Origin of the sequence: Rathayibacter rathayi, assembly GCF_004011095.1 — a bacterium.
Classification (GTDB): Bacteria; Actinomycetota; Actinomycetes; order Actinomycetales; family Microbacteriaceae; genus Rathayibacter; species Rathayibacter rathayi.
Map to the genome: position 1 here is coordinate 1,636,103 of NZ_CP028129.1, position 14,074 is coordinate 1,650,176.

Below are 14,074 nucleotides of genomic sequence, written 5' to 3' on the forward strand. Positions count from 1 at the left end.
CGATTGGAAGGACACGACAATGCCCCTCATTTCCATCTCCCAGACCCCGGGGACCGATCCGCAGAAGAAGGCGGCCCTCCTCCGCGCAGTCACCGACGCTTATGTCGCCGCGACCGGAGCGAAGCCGGCGAGCGTCTGGGCGACAGTGACCGAGGTCCCCCTCGACAACTGGACCGTCGGAGGCGAGACCCTCGCTGACAGGGCCGCGAAGGCCTGACGGAACACAGCGAGCAAGGGGGAGCCGACCAGCCGGTCGGCTCCCCCTTGCTCGCGCCTACGCCGTCTTCGGCCGCGCGAACTCGTCGTACGGCAGCGTGATCGGGCGGGTCCGCGGTGGCATCCGCACCACCGCCTCGAGCGCCGGACCCAGTGCCTCCCGCCAGGCGTGGTAGCCGTCGTCGTTGAGGTGCAGACCGTCCGGCGAGTACTGCTCGAGCAGCCCGCCGTCCTCGCCCGCGAACACCGGCCAGAGATCGAGGTAGCCCGCGTGCGCGGTGGGCGCGAATTGCCAGAGGTGGCGGTTGATCTCGCGGATCTGCGGGGCGAACTCGTGCCCACGCGGCAGAACCGAAATGACCAGGATGCGCACATCGGGCAGATCGCGACGGAGGGTCGCGACCACGGTCTCGATGTTGCGCACGACGTGCTCGGTGGTGCGGTGCCAGGCGAGGTCGTTGGTGCCGATCAGCAGCACCACCGTGTCCGGCTGCTGTGCGACGAACTCGGAGAGCCGCGCGACGACGTCCGCCGTCGTGGCGCCTCCGACTCCCTCGTCGATGACCGTCGACTCCGTCAGCCACTCGTCCCAGGCTCCCGCCTGGATGATGCTGTCCCCGATGAAGAGGACCTTCCCCAGCTGGAGATCGCGCCCCGCGTCCACTATAGACCGTTCGCTCATCGTGCTCCTCTCGTCGGCGTCCCGGGCGGTGTCGCCGCCGTCGGACCCCTCCATTGTCACCGCTGCACCCGGCGCCCGCCAGGGGAACGCTCGTCGCCGGAGTCCGGCAGGTCGGCCGCGGTGGCTGTGATGCGGTTGGCCATGCCGGTGAAGATGATGCCGTGGAAGGGCAGGATTGCGAACCAGTAAAGTCGGCCGGCGAGGCCCTGCGGGAAGAAGACCGCGCGCTGCGTGTAGAGCGATCCGCCGTCGCCGGAGGGCTCGGCGCGCATCTCGAGCCAGGCGCCGCCGGGCACCTTCATCTCGGCGCGCAGGCGCAGCAGCGTCGGCCGCTCGATCGCCTCGACCCGCCAGAAGTCGAGCGCGTCACCCGCGTGCAGGCGGGTGGAGTCGCGGCGCCCGCGCTGGAGCCCCACTCCCCCGACCAGCCGGTCCATCCAGCCTCGGATCACCCACGCGAGCGGGAAGGAGTACCAGCCGTTGGTGCCGCCGATGCCCTCGATCACCCGCCAGAGCTTGGCCGGATCGGCGTGGGTGCGGCGCTCCTTGAGGTCGACGTAGACCGTGTGGCCGGCCCACTCCGGATCGCTCGGCAGCGGATCGCTGGGGGCGCCGACGACCTCCGCGTTCTGCCAGCTCGTCTCGATCTCGCCCGCCTGCATCTTGCCCAGCGCGAGCCGGACTGCTCGGCGGTACGAGGTCAGTCCGCCCTCCGGGTCGGGGATGAGCGAGCGGATGTCCTGCTCGTGCACCACGCAGTCGTACTGCAACGAGGCGATGATCGGCACCGCGAGTGAGCGCGGGATCGGCGTGACTAGGTTGACCCACTGCGAGGCCAGCCACGGCGTGAACACCGGCAGCGACGCGATCGGCCGCTGCGGCAAGCCGGCCTCCACGGCGTAGCCGTTCATCATCTGGCCGTAACGCAGCACGTCCGGCCCGCCGATGTCGAAGGTCCGGTTCAGCGTGGCGTCGTCGAGCGAGGCGGAGCCGACGAGGTAGTGCAGCACGTCGCGCACCGCGATCGGCTGGATGAAGTTGCGCACCCACTGCGGCGCGGGCATGTAGGGCAGCACGTCGGTGAGGTGGCGGACCATCTCGAACGAGGTCGACCCGGAGCCGATGATGACACCGGCCTGGAGCGCGATCGTCGGCACGCCCGACTCCATCAGAATCCGGCCCACCTCCGCCCGCGAGCGCAGGTGCTTCGAGAGCTCCTGGCCCTCGGGGTGCAGGCCGCCGAGGTAGACGATGCGGCCGACGCCGCCCGCTTTCGCCGCCGTGGCGACGTTGTGAGCGGCACGGCTCTCGACCTCCTCGAAGTGGGCGTGGTCGTTGCCGGAACCCATCGAGTGGACGAGGTAGTAAAGGACGTCTACGCCCGCGACGGCCGCAGAGAGCGACTCCGGATCGCCGAGATCGCCCTGGGCGACCTCGACCTCGCCCGCCCACGGCACGTCGGAGAGCTTGTGCGGATCACGCACGAGAACGCGCACCCGGAAACCCGCCTCGAGAAGTCGGGGTGTCAGCCGACCGCCGATGTAGCCGGTGGCGCCGGTGACGAGCGCGAGGGGGCGCGCCGAATCGGAGGAGGTATCGCTCATGCGGCCACGCTACGCCGATGGCACCGCGTCCTCTCCCGCTGGTGCGGGCCCGCGGCCCCTGCTAGGTGCCCGGCGGCCTCAGGGGATGCCGAGCACCTCGCGCACGCGCAGAACGTCCTGGTTCATCTGGCGGATGAGCGGCTCGACGCCCTCGTAGGCGACCTGCCCGCGGATCCGCCGCACGAACGCGACATCGACGACACGGTCGTAGAGGTCCAGAGTCTCCACGGTCTGATCGAGCACGTACGCCTCGACCTGCTTCGGCGGCACCCCGACGAAGGTGGGGTTGCTGCCGACCGAGATCGCGGCCGGACGCGTGACGCCGTCGGTGCTGAGCCGCCCCGCGTAGACGCCGTCGGCCGGGATCAGGCCCTGCGACTGCGGCGAGAGGTTGGCGGTCGGGAAGCCCAGCTCGCGCCCGCGCTTCGCGCCGTGCACGACCACTCCGCGGACCACGGGCTCGTGCCCGAGCAGGCGGCTCGCGTGCTCCACGTCGCCCTCCGCCAGCAGCTCGCGAATCCAGGTGGAGGAGACGCGGCGGCCGTCCTCGGGCCGCACGTCGTCGATCAACTCCACCTCGAAGCCGTATCGCCGCCCGAGCACGCGGAGCAGACCCACGTCACCCGCTCCGCGCGCTCCGAAGCGGAAATCGGAGCCGACCAGCACCACGCGAGCCCCGAGAGCGTCGACCAGCACCTGCCGCACGAACTCTTCCGGCGAGAGCGCGCGGAACTCCTCGTCGAAGGTGAGCAGCAGCGTCGCATCAACGCCGGTCCCCGCGAGCAACTCCAGCTTCTGCTCGTTGCCGACCAGGACCGGTGGACACTTCTCCGGCGCGATCACGCTGAGCGGATTGCGGTCGAAAGTGACGACCACGGCGGCCAGGGCCCGCTCGCGCGCCCGCTCGTGCAGCGTGCCGATCACGGCCCGGTGCCCCGAGTGGACGCCGTCGAACTTGCCGATGGTCACGGCGGAGGGGCCGATCCCCGCCAGATCGCCCGGGCGAGTCTCAACGCGCATCACACCCCCGCCCTCAACGAGCGCCGCCCCTGCACGCGGAGCCACCAGAGGCCAAGCACGGGCAGGACGAGCGGGATGAGCAAGTACCCCGCGCCGAACGCCGCCCACACCGTGGACTGCCGCCCGAACGGATCGGCGCTGGTGAGCCCAAGCAGCTGCGGTGCGAGCAGGCTGAACGCTCCGACCACGAGTACGCCCACCAGCTCGAAGGTGATAGTGACCCAGGCGACCCGCTGCCAGGCGCGGCCGGGGACGATCAGTGCGACGGTCGCCACGATGTACACCACGGCCGAGAGCGCCGAGAGCGAGAACGCCAGCGGCGCTTCGCTGAAACGGTCGATGATCTGGAAGACGGAGCGACCCGTCGCGGCGAGCGCCAGGATCCCGTAGACCACGACGAGCAGGCTGCCAATCCCGCGCGAACGGGCGGAGCGGGTCGAGTCGCCTCTTCCGGGGACCGAGGGATTTGGAGGGTCGTGGGCGGCCCGTCCGGACGCATCGCTGGCTGGTTTCGACATCGCAGGTCCATGCTAGGCGCTCGCCGGGCCGGGCCCGGCGGTACGTCGGCTCAGGCGCTCTGGAAGAACCAGATCTGGTGCATCCGGTAGACCATCACCGCGATCGAGAGGCAGGCGACGCCCAGGATCACGGTGCTCCAGCGGCTCCGCTCGATCAGCGCCCAGAAGCCCGCCGCGAGCGGCAGGAGCAGCGCCGAGATCAGGTAGATGTAGTACTCGGGCAGGCTCCCCGACGGGCGGTTCCCGACCAGCGGCGAGACGATCGCTACCGCCAGCTGCACGATCAGCAGCAGCTCGACGATCGCCGTCGCTCCCACCGAGACGTCGGAGGGTCGGCGGGCGAGCAGCCCGAGCACGAGGCAGAGCAGGCCCGCCACGACGGCGATCCCTACCTGAAGGATCGTGAACCACTCGATCACGACGCGACCGTCCGCAGGTCCTCGGTCGGGAAATTGACGACACTCTTGAGCTGAGTGCCGTGGCGCTCAGCGAGGCCGATCAGCCGCTCCCCCGGGCCGACGGCGGCGAAGAGCCCCTTCGCGCCCGCGACTGCCTCCGGGGCCGGGATGCGCTTACCGTTGGCGAGGTCGCCCGCCTCCTGCGCATCGAGGCGGAGCAGCGGGAACAGCTCGCCCGCGACCTGCGTCGGCGACAGGAGTGCGGCGGGGACGTCGAGTTCGTCGATCTCGCCGGCCTGCGCCACCGAGAACGGACCGACGACGGTGCGACGGAGGCTCCTCAGATGGCCACCGACTGCGAGCGCCGCGCCCAGGTCCCGCGCCAGCGCACGGATGTAGGTGCCGGAGGAGCAGGTGACGCGCACGTCCAGGTCGAGGCGTGCCTCCCCGTCCCGCGTCGCAACCCTGCGGCTCCCCAGCAGGTCGAAGGTCGAGACGGTCACCGGGCGGGAGGCGAGAATGACCTCCTCGCCGTCGCGGGCGCGGGCGTAGGCGCGCCGGCCGTCCACCTTGATCGCGCTGACCGTACTCGGGACCTGCTCGATCGCTCCGGTGAGGGCCGCGACGCCGTCGGCCACCGCCTCCGGGGTGAGAGCTGCGACGAGGTCGGAGTCGGCCGAGGTGAGGAGCTCGCCCTCGCGGTCATCCGTGCTGGTCGAGGCGCCGAGCCGGATGGTCGCCTCGTACTGCTTGTCGAGGCCGACCAGGTAGGTGAGCAGCCGCGTCGAGGGGCCGAGCCCAAGGATCATCAGCCCGGTGGCCATCGGATCGAGGGTGCCCGCGTGGCCGACCTTCCGGGTCCCCGCGCGCCGTCGGGTCCGCGAGACGAGGTCATGGCTGGTGATGCCACCGGGCTTGTCCAGCAGGAGGATGCCGTTCGGAGCCGGGGCGGGGGTCTCGAGCACGGATGTGAGGATACACGGACGGATCGGGAGTCCTCTCTGGGGGTGGCGTCGGAGCCCGCTCCTGCCCGCCCTAGGCTGTCCGGATGAGGATCGCAGTACTCGGAGCAGGAGCCGTCGGCGGCACCGTCGCCGCCCTTCTCGACAGGGCGGGGCACGATGTCGAGGTCACCGCTCGCGGTGACCACCTCACCGCGATCCGTCGCTCAGGACTTCGTCTGGACGGGGCCTGGGGGGAGCACACCGCGTGGGTCCGCTGCGGGGAGACCCTCGACCTGGTCCCGGATCTCGCCCTCGTCTGCACCAAGGCGCAGGACGCCGAGGACGCGCTGCGCAGCAATCGGCGCACTGTCGACGGCACTCTGGTCGTCATCGTGCAGAACGGGCTCGACGGCCTCACCGCCGCCGCCCGCCAGGTGCGCGACGCTCGCCTCGTCGGCGCACTCGCTCTTTTCGCCGCGAGCCGTCTCGAGCCCGGTCGCGTCACCGTCACGGCCGCCGCGTCAACCACGCTCGGCGTCCCCGGGCGCCCGGCCGACGACGATGTGCGCCGCGCCGCCGCCGTTCTCGGCGAGGCCGTCCCCACCGCAGTCACTGACGACTTCCTCGGCGCGCAGTGGACGAAGCTGCTGATCAACGAGGTGAACGCGCTCCCGGCGATCACCGGGCTTTCGGTGCAGGAGACGGTCGCCGACCAGGGCCTGCGCCGAGTCCTCGCCCGGGCGTTGCGCGAGGCCGCCCGCACCGGGATCGCCGCCGGCGTCCGCTTCGGCTCGCTCCAGGGCCTCTCGAACACCTCGGTCCGCGCACTCGCCGCCGCCCCGCTGCCCGTGGTCGAGCTGCTTCCCCGCCGGATGGCCGCTGGAATGGGTGAGGTGCCGAACCCCGGATCGACGCTGCAGAGCATCCGGCGCGGGGTACCGAGCGAGATCGACCACCTGGCCGGAGCCGTGGTGCGCACCGCTCATCGCGGGGGACGCGAGGCCCCGGTCAATCAGCTGCTGGTCGACCTGGTGCACGACGTCGAGCGGGCGGGCACCTTCCTGCCCCCCGCCGACGTCGTTCGCCGGGCCGCTGCGGTCTGAAACCCCGGTCCGGCACTCCGGTCCGGCCTTCTCAGCATTCGCTGTGCAGGCGGCGCGTTCAGCAGGAGTCGGCGAAGATGCGGCGGGGCCGCTCCGGATCGCGGATGTCGACGAGGATGCCGGCCAGCCGGCGCGGATCAGTCGTGGCCCGATAGGCCGCATCGACCGGCGGCTCCTGGGTGTCGAGCCGGATGCTGGTGCTCCACGCGCCGCGCAGCTCCGGCCGGAGCGCGAACTCGCCGTCCACGAGCAGCACCGCGTCACGGCCGGCGGTCCGCCAGCGCGCCTGCCTCGCCTGGTCCCGCAGTGAGTCGAAGCCCGCGAGCACGAATCCCGTGCTTCCGCCGAGCGTGAACGGATCCAGGAGCACCCGCCGCAGGAGTTCGTAGTCGTAGCCGCCCGCGTAGGAGCGCTGCTCCGCGGGCACGTCGGGATCGTCCCGCTCGGCCCGGGGACGGCGGAAGTCCGCGAGGTGTGCGATGATCGCGTCCCGACCGGCCCGGCGCAGCGCCTCCGCCAGCTCGAGGGCGAACGCCCCGCTCACCTCCGGGTCGTCGCCGTCGATCCCCACCCTGACCCGTCCGCGCGCGTAGTTGTGCAGCACCTCCGCCGCGAGAGCGTCGAGCACATCGGCCTTCTGCGGAGCCCACCTGGTCATCCGCTCACGATACGCGCCAGCGCCTAGTGTGGGCTGATGCCCTCTGCCGCTCTCGCCGACGCGATCCTCGTGTGGTACCGCGCGAATGCGCGCGACCTGCCGTGGCGCCGCGAGGGGTTTCCGGCCTGGGGCACGCTGGTCAGCGAGGTCATGCTGCAGCAGACCCCGGTCGTTCGCGTCCTGCCCCGCCTGGCTGCGTGGCTGGAGCGCTGGCCCACCCCCTCCGCTCTCGCTGCTGTCCCGCCGGGCGAAGCCGTGCGCGCCTGGCAGTCCCTCGGCTACCCGCGCCGGGCGCTCCGCCTGCACGCCTGCGCCGTGGCGATCGCCGAGGAGCACGGCGATGTGGTCCCCGACGACGTCGACACCCTCCTCGCGTTGCCCGGCATCGGCGACTACACCGCACGCGCCGTCGCCGTGTTCGCCTACGGCCGGCGCCATCCGGTGGTCGACACCAACATCCGGCGGGTGATCGCACGCGCCATCGGGGGCGCCGCCGAGCCCGGCCCTCCGCGCACGAAGGCCGACCTCGACGCGATGGCTGCGCTGCTGCCCGACTCGCTGCCCGACGCTGCGGCCTTCAACGCCGGAGCGATGGAGTTGGGTGCGATCGTCTGCACCGCCCGAGCCCCGCGCTGCGGCGAGTGCCCGATCCGCGACCTCTGCCGCTGGCGGGCCGAGGGCTACCCGGAGCACACCGGAGCGGTGAAGACGAAGCAGAAGCGGTTCGAGGGCTCCGACCGTCAGGTCCGCGGGCTCATTCTCGCCGAGCTACGCGCCGCACACGGCCCGGTCACGGCGGCCGAGGTGGAGTCGCTCTGGCTCGATGCCGAGCAGCGCGGTCGGGCTCTCGCCGGGCTGGTGGCCGATGGCCTAGCAACCGGGGACGCCGAGGACGGCTACCTCCTTCCCGGCTCCTGAGGCTGGTCGATCCTCCGGCGTCGGAGGAGGCGGGTAGGGTCAGCGCCGTGACCGGTCGCCGCCTCCACATCGAGCGCACCGCCCGGGGCATCGTGCTCCGCTATGCCATCGCAGACGTGCCCGCGGTCATCCATCTGGGAGCCCGTGAGGCCGAGCGCGGCGGAGCGAGCCTCACGCTTCCCGACGAGGAGATCGTTGCCATCGACGGCCGGTACCACGTCGAGCGCCGCGCCCCGCTCGCCGTCGAGAGCTGAAACGCGCAGGTGTCGCTGCTGACCGGAATGGCCGCGGCAGAGATGATGCTCGACGCCGGAATCGGCATCCTCCGCACGATGCCCGACGCCGACCCGGACACCGTCGCCGCTTTCCGCTCCCGTGCCGCAGCCCTCGGCATCCCCTGGCTCGAGGACGAACCCTACGGCGCCTACCTGCGCCGGCTCGATACGGACGATCCCGCTCAGCTCGCGATCATGTACGCCGCGGCGACTCTGTTCCGCGGCGCCGGTTACACCGCCTTCGACGGCGCCCCGCCCGAGCATCCCGAGCAGGCCGCCCTCGCCGTCTGCCTCGCGGTCTCCGGAGGAGGAACGGTACCGCTCTGGCTGCGCGAAGCGCTCCCCCTCCTTCCGCTACTGCTCGCCGCGACCAACCGGAAGGCCGCGGCCGCCTCCCATCCCGGCCCCGCTCACGCCGGGAGCCCGTGTCGTCGTCGTCCTGGAATCGGTCGACGTCGCCACAGGCTCCGCAGTGTTCAGTCTCGGCACCTAGTCCTCAGCGCTGAGCCGTCGGCGCCTACTCCTCGGCGTCGTCCTCGCGCGGCTTCACGTAGGGGTCGGCCTCGCCCGCGTAGTCCGCCTGAGCGGCGAGCGACTGCACCTGCGAGTCCTGGCTGCGCGCGGCAGCAAGGAGATCCTCGATGTGCTTCGCATTCGCGGGGAGCGCGTCGAGGATGAACTCGAGCGACGGGGTGAGCCGCGCGGTGATGTTCTTCCCCACCTCGGTGCGCAGCATGCCAGTGGCGGCCTTGAGGGCGGCGGCCGAATCGGCACGCTCCTCGTCGGTGCCGTAGACCGTATAAAACACGGAAGCATGCTGCAGGTCGCCGGTCACCTGGACATCGGTGATGGTGACGAAGCCGAGGCGCGGGTCGCGGAGACCGCGCTCGAGCCGCTTCGCAATGATCACCTGGATACGTTCGGCGAGCTTCCTCGCCCGGGCCGGATCTGCCATGACTGGTCCTCACATCTCTCTCGGCGAACCGTTCAGCTCGCCATTCAACCACTCCCCGCCCCTCCGGCTGTTCCCCTCCGGGGGCCTTGCGTCCTCCGTCCTGTTCCCGCGCCTGCGACGGAGAGGCGGCCGCCTCGGTCCGAACCTGCGGAAGCGCCCGTTCGAGGGTCCGCGCCTCCGAGACGAGGGCGGTTCCCCGATTCCTCCCACAGGGAGGGAGAGGACGAGAATCCCCTCCCGCTCCCAATGAGCACCAAGGGAAAAACGCCGGAAGGCCCGGGCGGACCCGGGCCTTCCAGTGGAACGGATCAGCCTCGCGGCTTCTCCTTCATCTCGATCGTCTCAATCTCGTCGCCGATCTGGATGTCGTTGTACTTACCGAGACCGATACCGGCCTCGTAGTCCGTACGGACCTCCGTGACGTCATCCTTGAAACGGCGCAGCGACTCGATGGCGAGGTTGTCCCCGACCACGACGCCGTCACGGATGACCCGCGCCTTCGAGTTGCGGGTGATCGTGCCGGAGCGAACGATGACACCCGCGATGTTGCCGAACTTGGAGGAACGGAACACCTCGCGGATCTCGGCGACACCGGACTGGACCTCCTCGAACTCGGGCTTGAGCATGCCCGTGAGCGAGTTCTCGACCTCTTCGATCGCGTTGTAGATGACCGAGTAGAAGCGGATGTCCACTCCTTCTCGGGCAGCACGCTCGCGAGCCTTCGGGTCGGGGCGGACGTTGAAGCCCACGATGATCGCGTTGTCGATCGTCGCGAGGTTGACGTCCGACTCCGTGATCGCACCGACACCGCGGTGGATGATGCGCAGCTGCACCGAGTCATCGACCTCGATCTTGACGAGCGACTCCTCCAGCGCCTCGACGGCACCGGACACGTCGCCCTTGATGATGAGGTTGAGCGACTCGACCTTGCCCTCTTCGAGAGCACGGGTGAAGTCCTCGAGCGAAATGCGCTTGCGGGCCTTGGCCAGCAGGGCGTTGCGCTGAGCGGCCTCACGCTTCTCGGCGATCTGGCGGGCGGTGCGGTCCTCCTCGGTGACGAGGAAGGTGTCGCCGGCGCGGGGCACGGACGAGAGTCCCTGCACCTGAACCGGACGCGACGGCACGGCCTCAAGGACGGCGTTGCCGTTCTCGTCCGCCATCGCACGGACACGGCCGTACGCCGTTCCGGCAACGATCGCGTCGCCGACGCGCAGAGTTCCCGACTGGATGAGGACGGTCGCGACCGCACCGCGTCCCTTGTCGAGCTTCGCCTCGATCGCGACTCCGCGTGCCTCCTTGTCGGGGTTGGCGCGCAGGTCGAGACCGGCGTCCGCGGTGAGCAGCACGGCGTCCAAGAGGTCCTGGATGCCGGTGCCCGCACGAGCCGACACATCGACGAACATGACGTCTCCGCCGTACTCCTCCGCGACGAGTCCGAACTCGGTGAGCTGCTGACGCACCTTGGCCGGGTTGGCGTCGGGCTTGTCCACCTTGTTCACCGCGACCACGATCGGCACGTTGGCTGCCTGGGCGTGGTTCAGTGCCTCGATGGTCTGCGGCATGATGCCGTCGTCCGCCGCGACCACGAGGATCGCGATGTCGGTGACCTGGGCACCGCGGGCTCGCATGGCGGTGAACGCCTCGTGACCCGGGGTGTCGATGAAGGTGATCGGACGCTCGATGCCCTCGTGCTCCGCGACGACCTGGTACGCACCGATGTGCTGCGTGATGCCGCCCGCCTCGCCTGCGACGACGTTGGCGTTGCGGATCGCGTCGAGCAGGCGCGTCTTTCCGTGGTCGACGTGACCCATGACGGTGACGACGGGGGGACGGATCTCGAGGTCCTCGTCCGTCTCGTCGTTCAGCTCCTGCTCGAGGTCGAGACCGAAGCCCTCGAGGAGCTCCTTGTCCTCGTCCTCGGGCGAGACGACCTGGATCGTGAAGCCGAGCTCGGAGCCGAGCACCTCGAAGGTGGCCTGGTCGAGCGACTCGGTCGCCGTCGCCATCTCGCCGAGGGCGAAGAGGACGGTGACCAGGTTGCCGGGAGGTACCGGCACGCCGGTCATGGCCTCGATCTTGTCGGCGAAGTCCGAGATCGACGCGCCGCGACGCAGACGGATGACCGTCTTGCCGTCGCCGCGGGGGACGCTGACGCCGCCGAGCGACGGAGCCTCCCTGAGCTCAAACTCCTGACGCTTCGTGCGCTTGGACTTGCGGGCCTTGCTCTTGCCGCCACCGCGGCCGAAGGCGCCCGCGGTTCCACCGCCGGGGCCGCGACCGCGACCGCCACCACCCGGGCGCGGGGCGAAGCCGCCACCGGCGCCGGGAGCACCGCCGGGGCGCTGGAATCCGCCACCGCCGGGACGACCGGCACCGCCGGGACGTCCCGCTCCGCCGCCGGGTCCGCCGGGACGCTGGCCGAAGCCTGCGGGGCGCTGGCCCATGCCGGGTCCGCCGGGTCGGGGCGTGCCGGGACGCGGAGCTGCAGGTCGGGGGATGTTGCCCGGGGTCGGGCGCGATCCCATGCCCTGCGAGCTGGCGAAGGGGTTGTTGCCGGGGCGCGGGGCAGCCGGACGCTGTCCCATGCCCTGGTTGCTGGCGAACGGATTGTTGCCCGGACGCGGGGTGCCGCCGGGGCGGTTGGAGCCACCCGAGGTGCCACCGGGACGCGGGGCGTTCGTGGCGGGAGCCGGACGCGGAGTCACAGGCTTGGGTCCGCCGGGGCTGGACGCCGACTTGTCGGTCGGGGTCGTGGGGGCCTCGGTCGGAGCCGGAGCAGCGACCTCGGCCGGAGCGTCCTTAGCGGCCTGGGCGCGCTGAGCGGCCGCAGCCTCCTGGGCGGCCTGAGCCTGGGCCTGGCGCTCGGCGACCGACATGGGCGGAGCCGGCGCTGGAGCGGGCGGCTTGACCGGGCCGGGCGTTGGCGCGGAGGGGCGTGCGCCGGAGGGGCGGGGAGCCCCGGGCCGGGCGCTGGCGGTGGGAGCCGCCGGGCTCGACGGCGCAGCCGCAGCGGATCCGCCCTGGCCCTCGAGGGCCTGACGGAGCTTGCGGGCGACCGGGGGTTCGATGCTCGAGGACGGTCCCTTGACGAACTCGCCGAGCTCTTTCAACTTCGCAAGTGCGACCTTGCTATCGACACCGAGTTCGGATGCGATCTCGTGTACGCGTGGTTTTGCCACTTCTCTCCTGTCTTGGGCCTGCACCCAAGACGGGGGCAGGCGTCACAAACGGACGGGTCTCATTTCGAGCCGCTCATTAGTCTTCGCTCATGATCAGTTCACGGGCCGTTCTGCCTGTTCTCTCTGGTGTGATCGTGCGCTGCTCCGGGCCCTCCGGATGAGGGACCGAGCCGGTCGGATCGTGTGAGGTACTGCTCCAGCTCGCTCACGTCCACGCTCTCGCGTGTCCGGAACGCCCTGCCGAACGCACGGCGCTTGACCGCGAGTTCGTAGCAGTCGACCGCGTCATGGAGCCACGCTCCCCGTCCGGGACGAACGGCATACGGGTCTACCGCGAGGACATTCGAGTGGAGGACAAGCCTCAGAAGAGAGGCCCGGGGGGCGCGCAAACGGCAGCCGACGCACGTTCTGACGGGTTCCACCCTACTCCCTCCCCTCCGAGACCGCTCCCCCCTCGCGCCGATGCGCGGGGATCACTCCCCGTCCATCACCGAATCGGGCTGGATGTCGATCTTCGCGCCGGTCAGCTTGGCAGCGAGCCGGGCGTTCTGGCCCTCCTTGCCGATCGCGAGCGAGAGCTGGTAATCGGGCACGAGCGCCCGGACGGCCTTGATGCTCTGGTCGATCACGAACGCGCTGGTCACCTTGGCCGGCGACAGCGCGCTGGCGACGAAGGTCGGCAGGTCGGAGGAGTAATCCACGATGTCGATTTTCTCGTTGTTGAGTTCGGCGGTCACCGCGCGCACCCGCTGGCCGAGTTCGCCGATGCAGGCGCCCTTGGCGTTCACACCGGGCTCGGTCGCGCGGACAGCGATCTTGGTCCGGTGGCCGGCCTCGCGGGCGAGCGAGACGATTTCGACCACGCCGGACGCGATCTCGGGGACCTCGAGCGCGAACAGCTTGCGCACGAGCGACGGGTGGGTGCGGGACACATGGACCGAGGGGCCCTTGGGTCCGCGGCCGACGCTGGTGACGTAGACGCGGATCCGGCGCCCGTGGCTGTAGTCCTCGCCGGGCACCTGCTCCTCCGGCGAGAGGATCGCCTCGATCGAGCCGAGGTCGACGTGGATCATCCGCGGGTTCGGGCCCTGCTGAATGACTCCGGCGACGATGTCGCCCTCGCGCCCCTTGAACTCGCCGAGCACATGCTCGTCGGCGATGTCGCGCAGGCGCTGGTTAATGACCTGCTTGGCGGCAAAGGCGGCGATGCGGCCAAAGTCGCGCGGCGAGTCCTCGGCCTCGCCCACGACGGCGCCCTCGTCGTCGTACTCGGGCACGAAGACCGAGACGTGGCCGGTCTTGCGGTCCAGGTGCACCCGGGCGTCGACGGCGGTGGCCTTGTCGGCGTCGTCGGCCTGGCCGATGTGCTTGAGGTAGGCGGTCAGGATCGCCTGCTCGATGATCTGCACGAGTTCCTCGAAGGGGATCTCGCGCTCGCGCTCCATCAGTCGCAGAACGCTCAAGTCGATGTCCACGGGCGGGCCTTTCTCTCTATTCACTTGGATTCAGCGGTGGTGACCGCGGATAGTCGCCGCCGGGCTCGCACCCGGATCAGCGATCCAGGGTACCCGACGCGGCCCGGCGTTCCACCCGGCTCCTGGAAG

Annotated in this window: 15 protein-coding genes; 4 read left to right on the forward strand and 11 right to left on the reverse strand. The window is 70.7% G+C overall.

Going from position 1 to position 14,074, the window contains the following annotated elements:
- Nucleotides 1-19: 19 nt before the first annotated feature.
- Nucleotides 20-217: a tautomerase family protein gene (locus C1O28_RS08010; RefSeq protein ID WP_097167353.1), complete on the forward strand. Its 198-nt coding sequence runs from the start codon at nucleotides 20-22 to the stop codon at nucleotides 215-217.
- A gap of 57 nt (nucleotides 218-274) precedes the next feature.
- Here C1O28_RS08010 and C1O28_RS08015 read toward each other — a convergent pair whose 3' ends face one another.
- From C1O28_RS08015 to truB, 6 genes are all read right to left on the reverse strand, one after another.
- Nucleotides 275-898 (reverse strand): GDSL-type esterase/lipase family protein, encoded by a 624-nt coding sequence (locus tag C1O28_RS08015; protein WP_097167354.1) that lies wholly within the window; start codon nucleotides 896-898, stop codon nucleotides 275-277.
- Nucleotides 899-954: 56 nt separating this feature from the next.
- Complete coding sequence (locus C1O28_RS08020) at nucleotides 955-2,502, reverse strand: SDR family oxidoreductase (RefSeq protein ID WP_097167277.1); 1,548 nt, start codon at nucleotides 2,500-2,502, stop codon at nucleotides 955-957.
- A 78-nt stretch (nucleotides 2,503-2,580) separates the two neighbouring features.
- Nucleotides 2,581-3,522 carry a bifunctional riboflavin kinase/FAD synthetase gene (locus tag C1O28_RS08025; protein WP_097167355.1) on the reverse strand — a complete coding sequence of 314 codons (942 nt, stop codon included), beginning with the start codon at nucleotides 3,520-3,522 and terminating at the stop codon, nucleotides 2,581-2,583.
- A complete protein-coding gene (locus C1O28_RS08030) occupies nucleotides 3,522-4,040 on the reverse strand; it encodes a hypothetical protein (protein WP_237397889.1) in 519 nt (172 codons plus the stop codon). The genes C1O28_RS08025 and C1O28_RS08030 overlap by 1 nt, the downstream gene beginning before the upstream one ends.
- 50 nt (nucleotides 4,041-4,090) lie before the next feature.
- On the reverse strand, nucleotides 4,091-4,459 hold the full coding sequence (locus C1O28_RS08035; RefSeq protein ID WP_097167278.1) for a hypothetical protein: 369 nt from the start codon (nucleotides 4,457-4,459) through the stop codon (nucleotides 4,091-4,093).
- Nucleotides 4,456-5,403 (reverse strand): tRNA pseudouridine(55) synthase TruB, encoded by a 948-nt coding sequence (truB, locus tag C1O28_RS08040; RefSeq protein ID WP_097167279.1) that lies wholly within the window; start codon nucleotides 5,401-5,403, stop codon nucleotides 4,456-4,458. Before truB ends, C1O28_RS08035 begins: the two co-directional genes overlap by 4 nt.
- An 83-nt stretch (nucleotides 5,404-5,486) precedes the next feature.
- On the opposite strand from truB, the gene C1O28_RS08045 reads away from it, so the two are divergent.
- Complete coding sequence (locus C1O28_RS08045) at nucleotides 5,487-6,485, forward strand: ketopantoate reductase family protein (protein ID WP_097167280.1); 999 nt, start codon at nucleotides 5,487-5,489, stop codon at nucleotides 6,483-6,485.
- A gap of 58 nt (nucleotides 6,486-6,543) precedes the next feature.
- Here C1O28_RS08045 and C1O28_RS08050 read toward each other — a convergent pair whose 3' ends face one another.
- Nucleotides 6,544-7,143, reverse strand: a complete 600-nt coding sequence (locus C1O28_RS08050; RefSeq protein WP_097167281.1) for a nucleoside/nucleotide kinase family protein — start codon at nucleotides 7,141-7,143, stop codon at nucleotides 6,544-6,546.
- A gap of 36 nt (nucleotides 7,144-7,179) precedes the next feature.
- Between C1O28_RS08050 and C1O28_RS08055 the strand changes: the two genes are divergently transcribed.
- On the forward strand, nucleotides 7,180-8,061 hold the full coding sequence (locus C1O28_RS08055) for an HhH-GPD family protein (protein ID WP_097167282.1): 882 nt from the start codon (nucleotides 7,180-7,182) through the stop codon (nucleotides 8,059-8,061).
- Between the two features lie 47 nt (nucleotides 8,062-8,108).
- Entirely contained in the window at nucleotides 8,109-8,315 is a 207-nt protein-coding gene (locus C1O28_RS08060) for a hypothetical protein (RefSeq protein WP_097167283.1), read from the forward strand.
- Nucleotides 8,316-8,853: 538 nt separating this feature from the next.
- Here the strand turns inward: C1O28_RS08060 and rbfA are convergent.
- The 4 genes from rbfA to nusA all read right to left on the reverse strand — a co-directional run bounded on the left by rbfA (nucleotide 8,854) and on the right by nusA (nucleotide 13,945).
- On the reverse strand, nucleotides 8,854-9,291 hold the full coding sequence (gene rbfA, locus C1O28_RS08065) for a 30S ribosome-binding factor RbfA (protein ID WP_097167284.1): 438 nt from the start codon (nucleotides 9,289-9,291) through the stop codon (nucleotides 8,854-8,856).
- 308 nt (nucleotides 9,292-9,599) lie between these two features.
- Nucleotides 9,600-12,470 carry a translation initiation factor IF-2 gene (gene infB / locus C1O28_RS08070; RefSeq protein WP_097167285.1) on the reverse strand — a complete coding sequence of 957 codons (2,871 nt, stop codon included), beginning with the start codon at nucleotides 12,468-12,470 and terminating at the stop codon, nucleotides 9,600-9,602.
- A 98-nt stretch (nucleotides 12,471-12,568) separates the two neighbouring features.
- Entirely contained in the window at nucleotides 12,569-12,892 is a 324-nt protein-coding gene (locus C1O28_RS08075; protein ID WP_097167286.1) for a YlxR family protein, read from the reverse strand.
- Nucleotides 12,893-12,943: 51 nt separating this feature from the next.
- Nucleotides 12,944-13,945: a transcription termination factor NusA gene (gene nusA, locus C1O28_RS08080; RefSeq protein ID WP_097167287.1), complete on the reverse strand. Its 1,002-nt coding sequence runs from the start codon at nucleotides 13,943-13,945 to the stop codon at nucleotides 12,944-12,946.
- Nucleotides 13,946-14,074: the final 129 nt, after the last annotated feature.